The sequence below is a fragment of the Leifsonia stereocauli genome (assembly GCF_038432415.1).
GTDB lineage: Bacteria > Actinomycetota > Actinomycetes > Actinomycetales > Microbacteriaceae > Orlajensenia > Orlajensenia stereocauli.
In genome coordinates this window covers 143,541-161,135 of the sequence record NZ_JBCAUN010000001.1, presented here as the reverse complement: position 1 = coordinate 161,135, position 17,595 = coordinate 143,541, and the positions used below count along the sequence as shown (strand labels likewise).

21 protein-coding genes are annotated in these 17,595 nt (G+C 67.3%); 14 read left to right on the top strand and 7 right to left on the bottom strand.

Annotated features, from left to right (window positions below; all coding sequences use genetic code 11):
- Positions 1 to 9 precede the first annotated feature (9 nt).
- Positions 10 to 798, top strand: a complete 789-nt coding sequence (locus AADV74_RS00850) for an EAL domain-containing protein (protein WP_342110880.1) — start codon at positions 10 to 12, stop codon at positions 796 to 798.
- 3 nt (positions 799 to 801) lie between these two features.
- Here the strand turns inward: AADV74_RS00850 and AADV74_RS00845 are convergent, their stop codons facing one another.
- Entirely contained in the window at positions 802 to 1,062 is a 261-nt protein-coding gene (locus AADV74_RS00845) for a hypothetical protein (RefSeq protein ID WP_342110878.1), read from the bottom strand.
- Positions 1,063 to 1,174: 112 nt separating this feature from the next.
- Here AADV74_RS00845 and AADV74_RS00840 point away from each other — a divergent pair, with 112 nt between their 5' ends.
- From AADV74_RS00840 to AADV74_RS00820, 5 genes are all read left to right on the top strand, one after another.
- A complete protein-coding gene (locus tag AADV74_RS00840) occupies positions 1,175 to 1,495 on the top strand; it encodes a DUF7882 family protein (RefSeq protein ID WP_342110876.1) in 321 nt (106 codons plus the stop codon).
- Between the two features lie 190 nt (positions 1,496 to 1,685).
- The gene (locus tag AADV74_RS00835) at positions 1,686 to 1,982 is read left to right on the top strand and encodes a GNAT family N-acetyltransferase (protein WP_342110873.1); all 297 of its coding nucleotides are present in this window, start codon (positions 1,686 to 1,688) and stop codon (positions 1,980 to 1,982) included.
- A gap of 110 nt (positions 1,983 to 2,092) precedes the next feature.
- Positions 2,093 to 3,007: an endonuclease/exonuclease/phosphatase family protein gene (locus AADV74_RS00830; protein WP_342110871.1), complete on the top strand. Its 915-nt coding sequence runs from the start codon at positions 2,093 to 2,095 to the stop codon at positions 3,005 to 3,007.
- The gene (locus tag AADV74_RS00825) at positions 3,004 to 3,654 is read left to right on the top strand and encodes a DUF2238 domain-containing protein (protein WP_342110869.1); all 651 of its coding nucleotides are present in this window, start codon (positions 3,004 to 3,006) and stop codon (positions 3,652 to 3,654) included. Before AADV74_RS00830 ends, AADV74_RS00825 begins: the two co-directional genes overlap by 4 nt.
- Positions 3,651 to 4,448, top strand: a complete 798-nt coding sequence (locus AADV74_RS00820; RefSeq protein WP_342110867.1) for a glycosyltransferase family 2 protein — start codon at positions 3,651 to 3,653, stop codon at positions 4,446 to 4,448. Before AADV74_RS00825 ends, AADV74_RS00820 begins: the two co-directional genes overlap by 4 nt.
- Before the next feature lie 36 nt (positions 4,449 to 4,484).
- Here AADV74_RS00820 and AADV74_RS00815 read toward each other — a convergent pair whose 3' ends face one another.
- Both AADV74_RS00815 and AADV74_RS00810 read right to left on the bottom strand, forming a co-directional pair.
- Positions 4,485 to 5,813, bottom strand: a complete 1,329-nt coding sequence (locus tag AADV74_RS00815; RefSeq protein ID WP_342110865.1) for an MFS transporter — start codon at positions 5,811 to 5,813, stop codon at positions 4,485 to 4,487.
- Between the two features lie 221 nt (positions 5,814 to 6,034).
- Entirely contained in the window at positions 6,035 to 6,856 is an 822-nt protein-coding gene (locus AADV74_RS00810; RefSeq protein WP_342110862.1) for an alpha/beta fold hydrolase, read from the bottom strand.
- Between the two features lie 223 nt (positions 6,857 to 7,079).
- Between AADV74_RS00810 and AADV74_RS00805 the strand changes: the two genes are divergently transcribed.
- The 7 genes from AADV74_RS00805 to AADV74_RS00775 all read left to right on the top strand — a co-directional run bounded on the left by AADV74_RS00805 (position 7,080) and on the right by AADV74_RS00775 (position 12,712).
- A complete protein-coding gene (locus AADV74_RS00805; protein ID WP_342110861.1) occupies positions 7,080 to 7,967 on the top strand; it encodes a helix-turn-helix transcriptional regulator in 888 nt (295 codons plus the stop codon).
- Between the two features lie 117 nt (positions 7,968 to 8,084).
- A complete protein-coding gene (locus AADV74_RS00800; protein WP_342110859.1) occupies positions 8,085 to 8,402 on the top strand; it encodes a hypothetical protein in 318 nt (105 codons plus the stop codon).
- 26 nt (positions 8,403 to 8,428) lie between these two features.
- Positions 8,429 to 8,947 (top strand): DUF2243 domain-containing protein, encoded by a 519-nt coding sequence (locus AADV74_RS00795; protein WP_342110856.1) that lies wholly within the window; start codon positions 8,429 to 8,431, stop codon positions 8,945 to 8,947.
- A 33-nt stretch (positions 8,948 to 8,980) separates the two neighbouring features.
- Positions 8,981 to 9,787, top strand: coding sequence for a cytochrome c oxidase assembly protein (locus tag AADV74_RS00790; RefSeq protein ID WP_342110854.1), 807 nt, complete (start codon positions 8,981 to 8,983; stop codon positions 9,785 to 9,787).
- A 105-nt stretch (positions 9,788 to 9,892) separates the two neighbouring features.
- Positions 9,893 to 11,038, top strand: coding sequence for a zinc-dependent alcohol dehydrogenase (locus AADV74_RS00785; protein WP_342110853.1), 1,146 nt, complete (start codon positions 9,893 to 9,895; stop codon positions 11,036 to 11,038).
- Positions 11,031 to 11,624, top strand: coding sequence for a hypothetical protein (locus AADV74_RS00780; RefSeq protein WP_342110851.1), 594 nt, complete (start codon positions 11,031 to 11,033; stop codon positions 11,622 to 11,624). Before AADV74_RS00785 ends, AADV74_RS00780 begins: the two co-directional genes overlap by 8 nt.
- Before the next feature lie 458 nt (positions 11,625 to 12,082).
- Positions 12,083 to 12,712, top strand: a complete 630-nt coding sequence (locus AADV74_RS00775) for a GyrI-like domain-containing protein (protein WP_342110849.1) — start codon at positions 12,083 to 12,085, stop codon at positions 12,710 to 12,712.
- Here the strand turns inward: AADV74_RS00775 and AADV74_RS00770 are convergent.
- Both AADV74_RS00770 and AADV74_RS00765 read right to left on the bottom strand, forming a co-directional pair.
- Positions 12,684 to 13,364, bottom strand: a complete 681-nt coding sequence (locus AADV74_RS00770; protein ID WP_342110847.1) for a DNA alkylation repair protein — start codon at positions 13,362 to 13,364, stop codon at positions 12,684 to 12,686. The two genes, AADV74_RS00775 and AADV74_RS00770, sit on opposite strands and share 29 nt — an antisense overlap.
- Before the next feature lie 52 nt (positions 13,365 to 13,416).
- Positions 13,417 to 15,345: a diguanylate cyclase domain-containing protein gene (locus AADV74_RS00765; protein WP_342110845.1), complete on the bottom strand. Its 1,929-nt coding sequence runs from the start codon at positions 15,343 to 15,345 to the stop codon at positions 13,417 to 13,419.
- Between the two features lie 176 nt (positions 15,346 to 15,521).
- Between AADV74_RS00765 and AADV74_RS00760 the strand changes: the two genes are divergently transcribed.
- Entirely contained in the window at positions 15,522 to 15,749 is a 228-nt protein-coding gene (locus tag AADV74_RS00760) for a hypothetical protein (protein ID WP_342110843.1), read from the top strand.
- A 37-nt stretch (positions 15,750 to 15,786) separates the two neighbouring features.
- Here AADV74_RS00760 and AADV74_RS00755 read toward each other — a convergent pair whose 3' ends face one another.
- Complete coding sequence (locus AADV74_RS00755) at positions 15,787 to 16,854, bottom strand: sensor histidine kinase (RefSeq protein WP_342110840.1); 1,068 nt, start codon at positions 16,852 to 16,854, stop codon at positions 15,787 to 15,789.
- Positions 16,855 to 16,864: 10 nt separating this feature from the next.
- Entirely contained in the window at positions 16,865 to 17,551 is a 687-nt protein-coding gene (locus tag AADV74_RS00750) for a response regulator transcription factor (RefSeq protein WP_342110838.1), read from the bottom strand.
- Positions 17,552 to 17,595: the final 44 nt, after the last annotated feature.

Sequence of the window (17,595 nt, the reverse complement as noted above, 5' to 3'; positions counted from 1 at the left end):
GTAAGGCTCATGAACCCACGCACCGCCTACAGCGAGGAACGCCTCGCCCGCGACCTCGAGTTCGCGGTCGATCGCGGGGAGATCCTGGCCCACTACCAGCCGCAGATCGACACGGTCACGGGACTGGTCGTGGCGGTGGAGGCGCTGTGCCGGTGGCGCCATCCGGAACTCGGATCGATCGCCCCCGACGTCTTCGTGCCCATTGCCGAGGAGACCGGGAGCATCCATTCGATCGGCCGGTTCATGATCGAGGACGGATGCCGTCTGGCAGCCGACTGGCAGCGCGCCGGACTCCCCATCGAGGTCGCCGTGAACGTGTCGGCGACTCAGCTGGCACCGGGCTTCTTCGGCCACCTCGACGAGTTCCACGCCCGTGAGGGCATCGGGCCGGGCCGGCTGACGATCGAGATCACGGAGTCGCAGATGATCACCGACGTCGAAGCCGCCGTGCGCGACCTCGCGAAGGTGCGGGCGCTCGGAGTCGGCATCTCGGTCGACGACTTCGGCACCGGGCACTCCACGGTGGAGCAGGTGATCAACCTCCCGGTGACGGAGCTCAAGATCGACCAGGCGATCGTGCAGGAGGAGGGCGAGGCCGGTCAGCGCGCGATGAACGCGATCGTCGATCTGGTGCATCGCCGAGGCCTGCGCGTCGTCGCCGAGGGTGTCGAGACCGAGCAGCAGATGGAGCGCGTGCGGCGCCTGCACTGCGATCGCGTGCAGGGATACCTCATCGCCCCTCCCCTGCCTCGGCTCGAGGTCGAGGACTTCATCGCCGGGCGGAACGCGGCCGTCTAGGCCTCAGACGTCGAGGTCGAAGTCGGTGTTCGCCGCCGCGATGTCGTCGGCCTCGGGGGCGCCGCCCACGTCGAGTCTCGTCCAGGTGACGGGCATGCCCGGCGAGAACAGGATGTCGAGGCCGGAGCCACCCGACTTCAGCGGCGGGATGTTCACATAACCGCCACCGGCCTTGATCGCCGTGAGGATCTCGTTCTTGAGTTCGGTGACGGGATCCGGCAGGAAGTAGTCCTTGCCGTCGACAGTCAGTCTGTTGATGATCACCCAGCCACTCCACTTCGTCGGCGGCCCCGAGCAGGGGCGCTCGCCAAGGCTACAGTGCCTGTAAAGTTCACTCGTGCCGCATTCGCGGCGTTGGATGATGACGGAGTTACACGTGGGCGCTCTCTACTACGACGGCGAGGAGTTCGATTTCGACGATCGCACTCTCGCCCACCTCCAGCTCGTCGTCTCGACGAAGCTGCGCCGGCGCGAGGACTTCTTCCTGACCTGGTCCGTTCCGATGGAGCGCGGCAGCGGCCGCCACTCGATCTGGATCGACAACGGCGTGCCCATCCGCTTCTACTTCAGCGGTTCGCGCACGCCGAGCATCAATCGCGATTGGATCGAGAGCCTCATGCTCTCCGCCTCTCGTGCCTCCGGCCTCATCCTGGGTGACGAGCCCACGGAGACCCGCGCGGCCCCTCCTGCCGGGTAACAGCAGGCCCTCCCTGCAGAGGATGGCTCGGGGTCAGCGTCGGGGTGGGACCTCAACGATCCCCTGAACTACGGCGTCGTCACGCCTGCCCTCGGCTTCGGCGTCGTCCAGACCCCGCCCGACGAGACTGGCCGCAACCCGTTCTGTCCAGCCCGACACGCCACCTTTGTGTCGGGCGTAGCCTCGTTGCATGACCGATCAGTTCCTCAACGAGCCGGACGCGAACCGCTACGTGCTGCTGCGCGACGGCGTCATCGCATCGAGCCTCGACTACTCCGTGCTGGGCGACTCCATCTCGATGACGCGGGCGTACACCAATCCCAGGCTGCGCGGGCACGGCCTGGCCGGCGAACTCGTGGAGTTCGCGGTCGATGATGTGGAGCGCACCACACGCCTCCGCATCATCCCGATGTGCTGGTACGTCGCCGAGTGGTTCGAATCGCACCCGGAGAGGGCCGGGCTGCTGAAGCCCCGCTCGGCCGCCTGAGTACACGTTCGCCCCGACCTAGGCCTGGCTCGTCAGTTGGAAATCGAGGGCGATCCGCGCACGAAAGCAAGCCCTCACCGAACTTCCCGGTGTCGCGTAGCGTCGAGTGGATGAAGCGCACCGTCACGCCCGACGCGATCGGCTCCCCCGCCGTCGGCGCTGTCGCCTCTCCCGAGGTGCACCTGATGACGCTCAACGTGCGTCGCCGCGTGGCGGCATCAGTCTCGCCCGCCGACCTCTGGAGCAGGCGGGCGCCCCTCCTCGCGCGCCTTCTGGCAGCCGAACGGCCGACAGTGCTCGGCATCCAGGAGGCCCTTCCCGATCAGGCGGTCGTGGTGGCGGATGCCCTCGGCGACCGGTACACGTGCGTCGGCACAGGCCGGGACGCGGATCGGAGGGGCGAACGCTGCGAGATCCACATCGACGGCGACCGGATGCGATTCCTCGACATGCGTGTGCACTGGCTCTCCGACACCCCCGACACCCCGGGTTCGCGCTCCTTCGGCAACCTCCTGCCGAGAGTCGCAGTGCAGGCCGAGGTGGAGGAGCTCGAGTTCGGCGGTCGTTTCCACGTGATCGTGACTCATCTCGACCACCTCTCCGAGAAGTCGCGCCGTCGATCGGCTCGCTTCCTGCGCGGGATCGCTCGCAGCCTCGACGGCCCCGTCGTCGTCATGGGCGACTTCAACGGCGGCCGCCGGTCGGGGGTCTTCGCCGAACTGACGGGCGACGATGTGCTGGTCGACACGTGGGGCGCCGCCGCTCGGCGCCTGAGCCCGGAGTGGGGAACCTACTCCCGCTACAAGGCACCGGTGGTCGGCGGAGACCGTCTCGACAGGATCCTGGTGAGCCCGTCAGTACAGGTCGATGCCGCTGCGATCAACCCCGTCCGTTTCGATGGGGCCGCGGCATCCGACCACGAACCCGTGCACGCCGTCGTGCGCTGGCCGCACCCGGAGCCCGAGCCGAGCCCGCGGCCGCAGCCCGAACCGGATTCCCGAGAGGATGGCGACTCGCTCCGATGACCGACCTCATCCAGACCTTCGTGCGACGCCCTGCCGGCCCGGGAGAGATCGCCGCCGACTGCGTGCGCGTGTTCGCCGTCGCCAGCGTTGTCGCTGCAGGCATCGGCTGGGGAGCCGTGCAGATCGGCATCTTCATGCTCGCGTTGCTCGGGGTGCTCGTTCCGCGCGCTCTGGGCCTGCGTCCTTCAGTCGACATCGCCACGAGCACCATCGTTCTTGTGGCTGCATGGAGCAACGTGTTCGACCTGTACACCGAGGTTTTCGGCTGGGACAAGCTCGTGCACGTCGCCCTCACCGGCGTCATCGCCACCCTCGCCGTGGTCGCGGCACAGCGCAGCGGGATCCTGCCGACGACCGGCCACCGCGTCGGACTCGTGATCGCCACCGCGGCACTCGGCCTCGCAGTCGGCAGCATCTGGGAGATGCTCGAGTGGGCAGGCAACGCCCTCACCGACGCCGTCATATACGTCGGCTACGACGACACCATCGGTGACCTGGCCGCGGATGCCGTCGGCGGCCTCATCGCCGGCATCGCCCTCCCCTTCCTCACCGGGCGGAGTGCGGCGATCAGAGACGGCGTCGGGGGCACCCGGATGGACCCCGATGCCCGCGCCGATGCCCGGATCTCCGCCAGCAGGCCACGATGACGCAGCTGATTCCGACGACGACAGACCGCCCGGTGCTCACCGTGAGCATCGTCATCCCGGTGAAGGACGACGCTCGGCCGCTGGCCGTCTGTCTCCGTGCGCTTCAGGCGCAGACCGTCGCCCCCTTCGAGATCATCGTCGTCGACAACGGGTCGACGGATGACTCCGGAGACGTGGCGCGCTCTCTCGGCGCTGTGGTCGTCGTCGAATCACGGCCGGGCATCGGGATGGCCAGCGCGACCGGCTACAGCGCGGCATCCGGCGACATCATCGCCCGGCTCGACGCTGACTCGATCCCGCAGTCGGACTGGGTGGCGACCATCGCCGACACCTTCGGCAGGCTCGAGGACGTCGACGCCATCACCGGCCCGGCGTATTTCATCGACGGGCCCGCGTGGCTGCGCTCACCAGCCGCAGCCCTCTACCTCGGCTCCTACTTCCTCTTCACGGGAATGGCGCTCGGCCACGTGCCCCTGTTCGGCTCCAATCTCGCACTGCGCAGGTCGACCTGGGCATCGGTTCGCCACGAGGTGCATGTGCACGACCAGCTCACCCACGACGATCTCGACCTGTCGTTCCACGTGGGCGTGAGCAACTCCATCCGCTTCATCCCGTCGCTCCGATCCGGTATCTCGATGCGGCCCCTGAACGATGGAAAGGGGTCGCTCAGGTGGAAGCGAGGTATTCACACCGTGACGATGCATTGGCCGCACGACCTGCCATGGCTCCGACTCGGTCGTCGCCTGATGTACCGAGCGCGCAACCCGGCGCCGGTCAGCCCGTACCGCCGGTGAAATCGCTGCAGCTCTGGACTACGAAGTCCCGGGCGGTCACGGCTGTGGACGCCTCCACGGGGCGACGGCGAGCGCGATGAGGGCGAGGATGGCGCTTCCGAGGAATACCCATCGCATGCCGTCCACGACGACGCCCACCACGCTGGAGGCCCCGGTGAGGCCGAGCACGCCGACGAGCACGGCGACACCGAGAGCACCGCCGAGTTCCTGTGCCGACGAGTTTGCGCCGGATGCCGCTGTGATGGTCGCCGGCCGGGCTGCCCCCAGCACGAGGGCCTGGACCACGGGAATGGCAGCGGACGCGCCGACACCGGCGATGATGAGGGGGACGAGGGCAGCCCGGTAGTCCGTGCTGCCTGCGTTCACAGCCAGCAGCCCCATGCCGAACGACTGCAGGACCAGCCCGACGAGCAGCACAGGACGCTCCCCCACGCGTTCCGCGATGAGTCCCGCCAGGGGAGCTACGACGAAGAGGGTCGCCGTCCAGGGCAGCAACCGCAGTCCGGCGCCAGCGGCATCCGTCGCATAGAGAACCTGGAAGTACTGCGCGAGGAAGTACACCGATCCATAGAGTGATGCGAACAGAGCGAGCGTGGTCAGGAGCGCTCGCGTGAACTGTCGGTCTCGCAGCAGCACACGGGGAATCAGTCCGTCCGGTGTTCGTCGAAGATGCCGCAGGAAGAGGGCGCCCAGCACGATGCCGGCGACACCCGAGACGAGTACGAGCGGATCCAGTGGTCCGCGAATCGGCCCTGTGGCGACGGACAGAACGATCAGGGCGGCGGACATCGCAGCCAGCAGTGCACCGCGGAGGTCGATGGGCTCGCGGCGCCCGGGTCCGTCGGCTCTCACCGCCAGAAGGCAGATGGCGACGGTGACGACGGCGATGGGCAGGTTGAGCCAGAACACCCACCGCCATCCGAGTCCCGTGGTGACGATGCCTCCCAACACGGGACCGGCGACGGTCGCGATGCCGGTCAACGCCTCGAGGAACCCCAGTGTGCGCGTGGTGCGCATCGGGCCGACGGCCTCGACGAGCAGGGAGATGGCGAGCGGAACGACGAGCGCCCCGAACGCTCCCTGCACTGCGCGCGCCGCGACGAGGAAGGCCAGGTTCGGCGCGAGCCCGCAGAGGACCGACGCGCCGGCGAACCCGACGAGACCCGTGATCAGCATCCGTCTCGGCCCGAACCTGTCGCCGAGTCTCGCACCGACGAGCAGGAGCGAGGCGAAGGGAATCGCGTACGCCGTGACCACCCAGAACAGCTGGTCCTGGGCGGCACCCAGCTCCACCCTGATCGTGAGGAGCGAGGTCGCGACGATCAGTAGGTCGAGCGAGATCATGATGGAGGCGAGCGCGGCCACAGCAAGCATCCATCCGGGCCTCGTCGCCCGTGCTCCATCGCCTCCGTCGAGCATCATGATCGCCCGGCGTACTCCGAACGGATCGCAGATTCGCGTGTTTCCATGCCCCGACGGTACGGACGCCCTCCGACATCGCCTGGTGGGAGCTCGGGCCGCCATCGGAGAAATCGACGACGACCCAAGCAGAGCCGCGGGCTGGAGCGACCGCGGCTGCGAACCCGCTACTTCTTGATGAAGTCCAGGATGTCCTGGTCGAGTTCGGCCTGGTAGTCGCCGTAGATGCCGTGCGGGGCGCCCGGGTACACCTTGAGCGTGCCGTCCTTGACGAGCTCGATGGACTTGAGGGCCGCGTCGTTGATGGGAACGATCTGATCGTCGTCGCCCTGGGCGATGAAGATCGGAACGTCGAGAGCCTTCAGGTCCTCGGTGAAGTCGGTCTCGGAGAACGCCTTGACGCAGTCGTAGGCTGCCGCGAGGTTCACCAGCATGCCCTGGCGCCAGAAGTCGCGCTTGGCACCCTCGGAGACGGCGCTGCCCTCGCGGTTCGCGCCGAAGAAAGCCTCCGTGAGATCGATGTAGAACTGCGATGCGTCCTTGAGCACTCCGGCACGGATGCCGTCGAAGACCTCGATCGGCAGACCGTCGGGGTTCGAGTCCGACTTGACCATGATCGGGGGAACGGCACCGGCCGTGATGACCTTGGCGACTCGGCCGACGCCGTGCTGGGCTGCATAGCGCACGACCTCGCCACCGCCTGTGGAGTGGCCGATCACGACGAGGTTCTGGAGGTCGAGGTGCTCGATGAGCTCCGCGAGGTCGCGGGCATAGGTGTCCATGTCATTGCCCGTGTAGGTCTTGGACGAGCGCCCGTGACCGCGGCGGTCGTGGGCGATGGCCCGGTAGCCGTTGTCGGCGAGCAGCTTCACCTCGACCTGCCACGCGTCGGACGACAGCGGCCAGCCGTGGCTGAGCAGCACAGGCTGTCCCTCGCCCTGGTCGGTGTAGTAGATCTCGGTTCCGTCAGAGGTGGTGAAGTACGGCATGTCTCTCCTTGTTCTCAGGTGGTGCTCGAACCATGATCCGATCGCCGGCCGCCCTCGCGCTCAGCGTTCGTGAATCGTGAATCGTGAAGAAACGCTTCGCCTCCTGTCAACTTCCGGCCCGGAACGGCAGAACATCCCTCACTTCTTTGAGTCTGGCCCTCCGAGGCGGCATCCTGAAGAGCGTGCGTTGAACTGACAGTGCACAGCGAGGTTCGGGGGCACGATGTACCTTCCACAGGCCACCCGTGAGCAGACCGGCTTCTCAGCGGCGGTCGCGACGGTCGTGAAGAGCAAGGCGCTCGGGCCCGTGCATCTCGTGCACACCAAGGCCCCGCAGTCCGGCGACGATCCTTTCGCGGGATACACCGATCCCGGTGACGCCCTGGTCTGGGCTTTCATCACCGACGGCGCCATCGTGTGCAAGCGGGCGTACAACGACCTCGAGAACAACGCCGGTCACATGAACATGAACCACATGCCACGGCTGAGCGGGTTCCAGATGACCCCTGACTTTCGCGCGCTGTCGATCCGGATGGACCGGCAGGCCCTCGGCCTCTCGTCATCGGACATCGACTCGATCGCTCGCACGGTCTTTCCACTCACCGAGGGCCTGCCCCTCATGATCGGCTCGCTGGCGTCGCAGACGATGAAGATGAGCGCTGACCTCGGGCCGGCATCCGGTGCTGCCCTCGCCCACTCGATCCTGGAGCTCACGACCGCATTCGTCGACGATTTCCTCGGCCGTCGTTCGGCTCCGGAGACGGTGCGAAGCAACCTGGTGACTGAGGCGAGGCAGTACGTCGAGCTGTACTCGAGCAGTCCTTCCCTCACCGCGGCGTCCGTCGCCGCCGCGCTGCAGGTGTCGCCGCGCACCCTGCAGAAGGCCTTCGAACCCGAGGAGCACACGCTCGGTCGCGTCATCCTCGAGAGTCGCCTGGCCCGAGCACGGTCGCTCATGGAACGCGACCGCGCCAGCCTGTTCCCGATCGGCGGAATTGGCATCCGCTCGGGCTTCGCATCCCCGTCCGCGTTCAGCCGAGCGTTCCGCGCGCGCTATGGGCTGGCTCCTCGCGAGTGGCGCGATCGTTACCTGCAGTCCATCGCGGAGTAGACGTGCTTGCGCGCCGAGGGAACACTGATGCGGCCCATGTCAAGTCCCTCTCGGCACTCCATCGCGCGGCCTACGGTCGAGACACCGGCCCATCGGCCGGCAGAACTGGAGATACTCATGACGAACGCCAGCGGGAGCAACCCGGGCCACACTGATCCTGACCTCGCCAGCGGCGAGATCACGGATGCCGACTTCGTCCACCAGGATGCCGGCGACTCGGCACTCAGTGACACGGAGCTGACCACGAAGGACAGGAGCGAGAGCCCCGGCAGCGAGACGGAGACTGCGGCGAAGCAGGCCGATCCTATGCCGGACGGCATCGACGACGACATCGATCAGTCTCAGATCCTCGCCGTGCCAGGCACCGGGGGCCCCGACGACGCCGGCGACATCGAAGTGGACCCAGCCGACCTGAACATGCCCGGCCGCAGCTGACTCGGCCGCAGCGATCGAGGCGTCACATGACTTCACCCGGATCCGATCGGACCGCATCGTCGACAACTCCGTGGTCGTGGGAGGCTCGTGCCGCGCGATCGACCGAGAACGTGTGGTCAGGCGTCCTCTTCGGTGTGGGTCTTGCCGCCTTCGTCGATGAGGCCGTCTTTCACCAGGTGCTGCACTGGCATCATTTCTACGACCTCGGAACGCCGGACATCGGTCTCGTGTCGGATGGGTTCTTCCACGCCTTGAGCTTCTTCGCCACAGTAGCCGGGCTGTTCCTGCTGGCCGACCTGAGGCGGCGCGGTGCGCTCTGGTGGGCCCGCTGGCTCGGAGGACTCCTGGTCGGTGCCGGCGCGTTCCAGCTCTACGACGGTGTGATCCAGCACAAGGTGTTCGGCATCCACCAGATCCGCTACGACGTCGATCTGCTCCTCTATGACCTCACTTGGAACATCATCGCGGTGGTGATGATCATCGTCGGCGTGGTCGTGCTGGGGAGGACCCGCGCGTCGAGAGCCGACGCGCGACAGACGCCGTGAGCACCGGAACCGCGACCTGACGACGATCCTCCAATGCACACGCCGCATCATTCGAGCGCTGGCTGGCTGCCCGTCGACGCCATTCCGATCGCCATCGCGATCCTCGCCATCGGCGCCTACGCCACGGGCGTCGTGATCTCGGTGAGGCGCGGGCGGGGGTGGCCGCCGCATCGGATGGCATTGTTCTCACTTGGGGTCGCGTTCGGTGCAGCCTCAGTGGTGGGTCCGCTTGCCGACGCCGCTCACGTCGACTTCGTCATGCACATGTGGACCCACGTGCTCGGCGGCATGATCGCGCCCCTGCTGCTGGTGCTGGCCGCTCCAGTCACCCTCGCACTCAGAAGCCTCTCCGTCACTCCGGCCCGCCGGCTGACTCGGGCCCTCCGCAGCGGCCCGGCGCGCTTCATCTCGCATCCGATCACGGCGCTGGTCCTCAGTGCGGGCGGTCTGTGGATGATCTACCTCTCCCCGGTCCAGCACTCCATGCAGACGAACCCCCTGGTGCACGTGATCGTGCAGGCGCACCTCCTCCTCGCGGGCTTTCTCTTCACCGCAGCCATCATCGGCATCGACCCGCATCCGCATCCTCCGAGGCGGGTGATGTCGGCTGTCGCGCTCGTCATCGCCCTGGCCTCGCACGCCATCCTCGCGAAGTACCTGTACGCGAACCCTCCGGCGACGGTGTCCCTGGCTCAGGCGCGCGACGGCGCGCAGCTGATGTACTACCTCGGAGCCTGGATCGAAGCGGCCGTCGTCGTGGTCTTCTGCGCGCAGTGGTATCGCTCCGCCGGGCGGCGCATCCGCCCGTCGCCGCATAGCACTTCCGCCGGAGTCGCGTAAGCCCAGAGCCGGATCGCGCTGCCCGGTCTTGACTGGCAGTGCCTCCGCCACCAGCCAGGACGAGTCAGTCGGATGAGTGCGCGAGCCACAGAATCAGGAGCGACGATGCGAGCAATGGTCTACCGCGGCCCGTACAAGGTCCGCGTCGAAGAGAAGGACATGCCGCCGATCGAGCATCCGAACGATGCCATAATCCGGGTGACCCTGGCCGCCATCTGCGGCTCAGACCTGCATCTCTACCACGGGATGATGCCGGACACACGCGTGGGGATGACCTTCGGCCACGAGTTCATCGGCGTCGTCGAGGAGGTCGGCTCGTCGGTGCAGAACCTGAAGGTCGGCGACCGCGTCATGGTGCCGTTCAACGTGTACTGCGGATCCTGCTACTTCTGCGCGCGCGGTCTGTACTCGAACTGCCACAACGTGAACCCCAACGCGACTGCTGTCGGGGGAATCTACGGTTACTCCCACACCTGCGGTGGGTACGACGGCGGTCAGGCGGAGTTCGTGCGTGTTCCGTTCGCCGATGTGGGGCCCTCGATCATCCCGGACTGGCTCGACGACGAAGACGCCCTGATGATGACGGACGCCCTCGCCACGGGCTACTTCGGCGCCCAGCTCGGCAGCATCACGGAGGGCGACACCGTCGTCGTCTTCGGCGCGGGCCCGGTGGGCCTCTTCGCTGCACGGTCGGCGTGGTTGATGGGAGCCGGCCGCGTCATCTCCATCGACCATCTCGAGTACCGCCTGGCCAAAGCCCGCGAGTTCGCCTATGCGGAGACCTACAACTTCGCGGAGTACGACGACATCGTGGTGGAGATGAAACGCGCGACCGACCACCTCGGCGCCGACGTCGTGATCGACGCTGTCGGTGCCGAGGCCGACGGCAATCTCACGCAGCACATCACGGCGGCGAAACTGAAGCTCCAAGGCGGTTCACCCATCGCGCTCAACTGGGCGATCGATTCCGTGCGCAAGGGCGGAACCGTCTCAGTGATCGGCGCCTACGGCCCGATGTTCAGCGCCGTCAAGTTCGGAGACGCCATGAACAAGGGCCTCACGCTCCGCATGAACCAGACCCCGGCCAAACGTCAGTGGCCCCGCCTCCTCGAGCACATCCGCAACGGCTACCTGAAGCCGAGCGACATCATCACTCACCGCATCCCGCTGGAACACATCGCCGAGGGCTATCACATGTTCTCCTCGAAACTCGACGGCAACATCAAGACCCTGGTGGTACCCCATGCCTGACGACAACGACCTCCCCATCGCCTACCTCGCCGACAAGCCCTCACCGGCGCCGACAGCCGATGAACTCCGAGCCCGTATCCCCGGTTGGGGAGCGGATGCCGACAAGGCCGACAGGCCGTCGGTTCCACGGGAGATCTTCGACCCGGCCGCCAGCGGCGCGCACTGGGACTTTCCCGAGAGACAGAGGACCAGCGGGGACCGCGAACGATCCATCGAGCACGCCATGCTCACGCCGGTGTTCGGCACCTCGACTCCGTTGCGGGGCGTGTCGGGTGTCATCCGGCGATATGCGTACAGCCGATTCAGTGAGGCTCGCGCGGCGCACTGGCTGCTCCTGCTGGGTGCAGACCGCGTCGATGCCGTCGGAAGTCACGTGCGCAGTCTCGCTTCGCTCCGACCAGACAACCCGGTCACCGAGACCGGCATCCTCAGCGAACCGCACCTCCGTCCGATCTCGTCACGGTTCGGTCGGAAGCGCGCCGATCTCAGTCACACGTGGCTCGACCCGATCATCGTCGCCGGCCCCTGGCTGATCGCGTGCGGAGCCCTCGTCGCCGTCATCCGCCGGCTCAGTCGACGGAGCTGACGGCGGCTCCCACAGCTCGATCGGCAGACCCTCCGGATCGTGGATGCGGGCGAAGCATCCGTAGTCCTCGGTGTTCCACTCAGCCCGACGCTCCACGGGAATGCCAGCTGCTTCCAGCTTGGCGGCTAGCGCATCGAGTTCCGTGACGCGGAAATTGAGCATGAAGGACTGATCTGCGTCGAAGTAGTCGCTGTCGGCCGGGAACGGGGCGAACACCGTCATCCCGGCATCCGTCTGCCAGATGCCGTCATGACCGGCGGCGATGTCGAGATGTTCGCGATACCAGGCGGCCCTGCCTTCCGGATCGCGACTGCGGAAGAAGAGCCCGCCGATTCCCGTGACTCCCATGTCCGGCCTCCTCGAATTCGCCATCATCGTGATGACGCCATCCTCCTCCACCATGCAGTTCAATGGCAGGGGTGCGTGAAGAAGGCTGCGGCGAATCAGGAGGCATCCGAGTGAAGAGCGACTTCAAGAAGCAGGTCCCGACTTACACAGCACCCCGCGGCTCCTTCGAGATCGTGACGGTCCCCCCGCTGCAGTTCCTCATGATCGACGGGCACGGCGACCCCAACTCCGCGCAGTCCTACGCAGATGCGCTCGCGACCCTCTTCCCCGTCGCCTACGCCCTGAAGTTCTTCAGCAAGCGCGAGCTCGACCGCGACTACACGGTGATGCCGCTCGAGGCGCTCTGGTGGGCGGACGACATGACCTCATTCACCTCCGCCCGAGACAAGTCGCAGTGGAGCTGGACGCTGCTGAACATGGTCCCCGACTGGATCACGGCGGAGCACCTCGATGCCGCGCGCCGGAACGCCGCGAGTAGGGGCGGCGCACCCTCGCTCGACGCCCTGCGCCCGGAGGCCCTCGAGGAAGGGCAGGTCGTCCAAACGCTCCACATCGGGTCGTACGACGACGAGGCCCCCGTGCTCGACGCGCTGCACCACGAGTTCATTCCCGCGCACGCGCTGCAGATGACCGGCAGGCACCACGAGATCTATCTCAGCGATCCCCGTCGCACGGCATCCGACAAGCTCAGGACGATTCTGCGACAGCCGGTCAGCCCTGCCGGCGAACCATCTCAGTGATCCAGATCGGCGCATACGGCGACGTGCACCCCGGAGGCGTCGGGTAGTCCTTCAGAACCTCGAGTTCCTCGCCGATCGCGAGGGCCCTGGCTCGATACTCCGGGTGACGGATGCCGATGCCGGCGAGGCACTCGTTCATCGACCACTGCAGCCGATCCGGGGCGTCCTTCATGTGCTCCTCGATGATGCGGAGCAACTCGTCGAGGTCGAGACCCTCCGGCGACTTCGCCACCCGCTCGCTGGTCAGTGCCCATCCGGCGCTCGCCACCACGGGATCGTCGCCGCCGAACCAGAGAACGCGCAGCTCCTCGGCATGGGGGCTCTTCTTGACGATGTAGTTCACGAGCCAGTCGTGAACCTTGGGCACGCGGGCCTCGCGCAGCATGGCGTCGAGCTCGGCCGCCGAGTACAGCTTGGGACGACTGATCAGGATCGCCACCAAGCGCGCTGGCGTGTCTCCGGTCGCCCAGAGTTCCCGGGCGAGGTCGGGCTGGATCTTGAGTTCCTTCGCCACCCCACGGAGCTTGCTCAGGTTGACGCCGTGGTCGTCGCCGTGACGCTCGTTGACCGCGCGAACCTTCGGATCCTCCAGCGCTGCCAGCTCGGCCAGCACACCGTCGACGGTCGCCTGGTGAACAGCGGCTGCAGCCATGGCCTTCCTCCTCCATCATCGGTCGCCGCACAGGCGACATCGTCGTGAACGCCTAGCTCGAGACGCGGTTCCGTCCGGCGCGCTTCGCCCGGTACATCGCCGCATCCGCCGCATCGAGGAGCCTGTCGTGCGCCTCTCCCGGGCCGGCGACGACGATGCCGCAGGAGCCGGTGATCGTCAGAGTCATCCGGTCCGTCACGATCGGTTCGGCGATGGCCGCGACCAGACGGTCGGCGATCGCGTGGACGTCGTCGTCATCCACGACGTCGAGGAGCACGACGAACTCGTCACCGCCGAGTCGCACGACGGCATCGTGCTCCCGCGAATGCGTGACGAGGCGTCGAGCCACCTCGAGGATGACGGCGTCGCCGACATCGTGGCCGTGAACGTCGTTCACGCTCTTGAAGTCATCGAGATCGACGAAGAGCAGCGCCCGACCGCCGAGACCGAGCGGGCTTCCGTCGGCTAGGCGGTGGGCGAGATAGCGACGGTTGTGCAGTCCGGTCAGCGCGTCGCGCATCGCGAGTTCGGCGAGCTGAGCCTCCGCCCGGCGCTCCATGACGACCTCGAGTTCGTGGCCGAGTTCCAACGCATCCTGGATCACCGTTCCCCACGGCTCCGACCGACCGCGCACGATGCCCTTCCACGTCGAGAACGACGTGCGGGGCGACAGGTCGCTGGGGCGATTCTCGGTGCCGAGGTCGCCGAGCCAGGAGATCTCGCGCGCCACCTCGCCGCGGAAGAAGACGAGGGTGTCGTCGGGGCCCGCGAGTGGCACCACGAGCAGCCCGGCGGTGCTCGGCAGCATGGCCGAGAGGTCGGGACGGTCGGCTTCGAGCCCCTCCGAGGCGAAGGCCTGTCCTGAGAGCAGCTCGAGCACCCGGGTCACGTCGTCGAGTGGGGGTACGTCGCCTGCCACTCGAGAGGTGCCGCCGATGCGAACCAGCACACCGTCGGCCGGCACCAGGTCGAGCACTGTCTGCGGCCCCCGCAGCAGCGCAGACGGGATGTCGTCCGAGGCGTAGAGAGGGGCCAGCAACTCGGTGCGCCGCTCGCGCACCTCGACGAGATGGCGCAGTCGGGCGATCTCGCGCATCGATGCGAACTGCATGGTGATCTGGGCGGCGAGAACTTCCAGTGCGCGTCGCAGCAGCACCGGAAGGCGCCGCTCCGTGCGGTGCGCGCAGGTGACCATCCCGACGAGCCGGCCGTCCTCGACGAGGGAGAGCGAGAACGTCGACGCCTGTCCCATGTTGCGCATGTACTGCAGGTGGTAGGGCGACACGCCCCGCAACTCGGCGTTCGAGAGGTCGACGGTTCGCAGCTCCTCGGAGATCGCGAGCAGGGGGATGGTGGGACTGCTCGTGCTCGCGATGGCCCGCCCCACCTTCGTCACGTACAGGTCACGAGCCTGCGGAGGGATGTCGGACGAGGGGAAGTGGTGGCCCAGGAGGGATTCGAGCTCGGGGACACTGTCGTCGGCGACGACCTCCCCGTGGCCGTCCTCGTGGAAGTGGTAGATCATGACCCTGTCGAATCCGGTGACCCTCCGGATCTCTGCGGCGGCCTGCTGACGCAGATCGGCGACGGATGCGACGGTCGTCAGGCGGTTGATCGCCGTGACGACGGCCGTCCGCGCGTACTCGTCCTGCGGCAGGGCCTCGAGTTCCACGATCGTGAGGTCGTCGACCTGGTGCACGATCGCATCCGTCGGCGAACCCTCCCAGACCACCCGCACAGGATCGATCGCCCGCCCGGAGCGCACGGCCTCCTGCAGCTCGGGGTTCTCGAGATCGGCGAAAGGGCGACCGAGCCAGCCGCGTGCGTTCTCGCTCGCGACGACGACGACCTGCGTGGCGGCGTCGACACCCAGCAGCGTCCCGTGCGACTGGATCACGCCGGGAGTGCGGATGGGCTCCTTCGCGCATTCGGCGAGTCGACGGAGCTCGTCGGGATCGATGGCGAGTTCAGCCGGGTCCACTGCGACTCCGTCTGCCGGGGATAGGGCCGGCAGATCCAGTCTATTCAGCCGACGGACCACGGCTCCGTGCCGGCCGGTGCCGCCTGCAGAACGCGCCTACCGACATGCGCCACTCCGGCGTACCGTGGGGGTGACGGTGTCCTGTGGCTCCGACTCGACTGTGGACGTGTTTCGACGTGATCGAGATCGAGTGGACCGAGCATGGCACCCGGATGTCGGAGAGTGCGGTGGGCGCGGTGAGGGTCTGTCGGGAGCACGGAGTACGGGTCCTCGAAGTGAGGAAGCCGTCGCGGGCGGTGAAAGTCGGCAATCGGCTTCCCGCTCCGGTTGTCGTCGGCTACGCGTGCCCGGCTTCGCCTGGCCGGGTGTTGCGGGAGGACGAGGTCGTCGATCCCGACAGCTGAGACGGCGCGCCCCGCCGTCAGGCGATGACGGATGCCGTCAGGCGATGACGGATGCCGGCAGGCGAACCTCGATCCGGAGCCCGCCCTCGCTCCGCGGCGTCAGGAGCAGAACTCCGTCGTGCGCCCGCACGATGCTCTTGACTATCGCCAGACCGAGCCCGACGCCGGCATGGTCCCCGTGGAGACGCTCGGTGCCGCGCTGGAACGGTTCCGTGAGGGTCGCGACCAGACCGGGCGCAAGCACGTCTCCCGTGTTCTCGATCGCCAGGATGACCCCGTCCGTCGCGGGTGTCGTACTCACCCACACGGCCCCGCCCTCGGGGAGGTTGTGCACGATCGCGTTGTGCAGGAGGTTCGTGGTCAGCTGCAACAGGAGGGCCGGTGAACCGGATGCCTGCGTGATCTCCCCGGTCGTCGTGATTGTGACACCGCGCTTCTCCGCCAGAGGGAGGAGCGTCTCCGTGGCCTCCTCGGCGAGGAGCGACAGGTCGACACTCTCGGGGGTGAAGGCCCGTTGGTCGGCGCGGCTGAGAAGGAGCAGGGCCTCGGTGAGGTCGATCGCCCGGGTGTTGACGGCACGCAGACGTTCGAGGAGCACGGTGGTGTCCTGGTTCGGATCCGTGATGGCGACATCGAGCATCGCCTGCGTGGTCGCCAGCGGGGTGCGCAACTCGTGGGATGCGTTCGCCGCGAATCGTCGCTGCTCGGCGACCTGGGCTTCGACTCGTTCGAGCATGGCGTCGAAGGCATCGGCGAGCTCACGGAACTCGTCGCTGCGTCCCGGCATCCGGATGCGGTGGGAGAGGGAGCCGGTCGCGGCCTTGCGCGTGGCCGTCGTGATGCGCGTCAATGGCGCGAGCATCCGGCCGGCGAGGATCCACCCGCCCAGAAGCCCGAACAGCACCAGGAAGAGCACGACCCACGCCGCAGCCGGGGCGAAGGCGCGCACGAGATCGTCTCGGCCGGGGACGAATCCGCCGATGGTGTTGATCGCCTCTGCCGGAACGTAGCGGAGGATGAACGCCCATACGACGGCGAGCAGCAGTGCCACGGCGAGAGCGAGGAAGCCGGCATAGCTGAGGGTGAGCTTGAGCCTGACGCTCAATCCGCGCTCCCTAGCCACCTCGGCCTCCGGCATCCGGTGCCGTGTCGATGCGGTATCCGACGCCGGGGACTGTGGCGATGAGCCAGGGTTCTCCGAGCCGTTTGCGGAGCGCCGAGACCGTGATGCGCACGGCGTTGGTGAACGGGTCGGCGTTCTCGTCCCACGCCCGTTCGAGGATTTCCTCGGCGCTGATGACGCCGCCCTCTGCCGCGACCAGCACCTCGAGCACGGCGAACTGCTTGCGGGTGAGCGCCACGTAGCGGCCGTCGCGGTAGACCTCGCGCCGGAACGGGTCGAGTCGGAGGCCGGCGAGCTCACGCACCGGTGGCCTGTTGTGTGCGCGTCTGCGGTCGAGCGCTCGGAGTCTGAGCACGAGCTCCCGCATCTCGAACGGCTTGGTGAGATAGTCGTCTGCTCCGATCTCGAAGCCCGTGGCCTTGTCGTCGAGCCTGTCGGCGGCGGTGAGCATGATGATCGGCATCCCGCTGCCCGATGCGACGATGCGCTCGGCGATCTCGTCGCCCGATGGCCCCGGGATGTCGCGGTCGAGCACGGCGATGTCGTAGTCGTTGATGCTCAGCAGCTCCAGTGCGGTGCCGCCGTCGCCGGCGATGTCGGCCGCGATGGCCTCCAGGCGCAGGCCATCGCGGATGGCGTCAGCCAGGTAGGGCTCGTCCTCGACGATCAGCACTCGCACACCCGCCATGCTACGAGCCGGCCCATATCGTCGGGATATCGAAA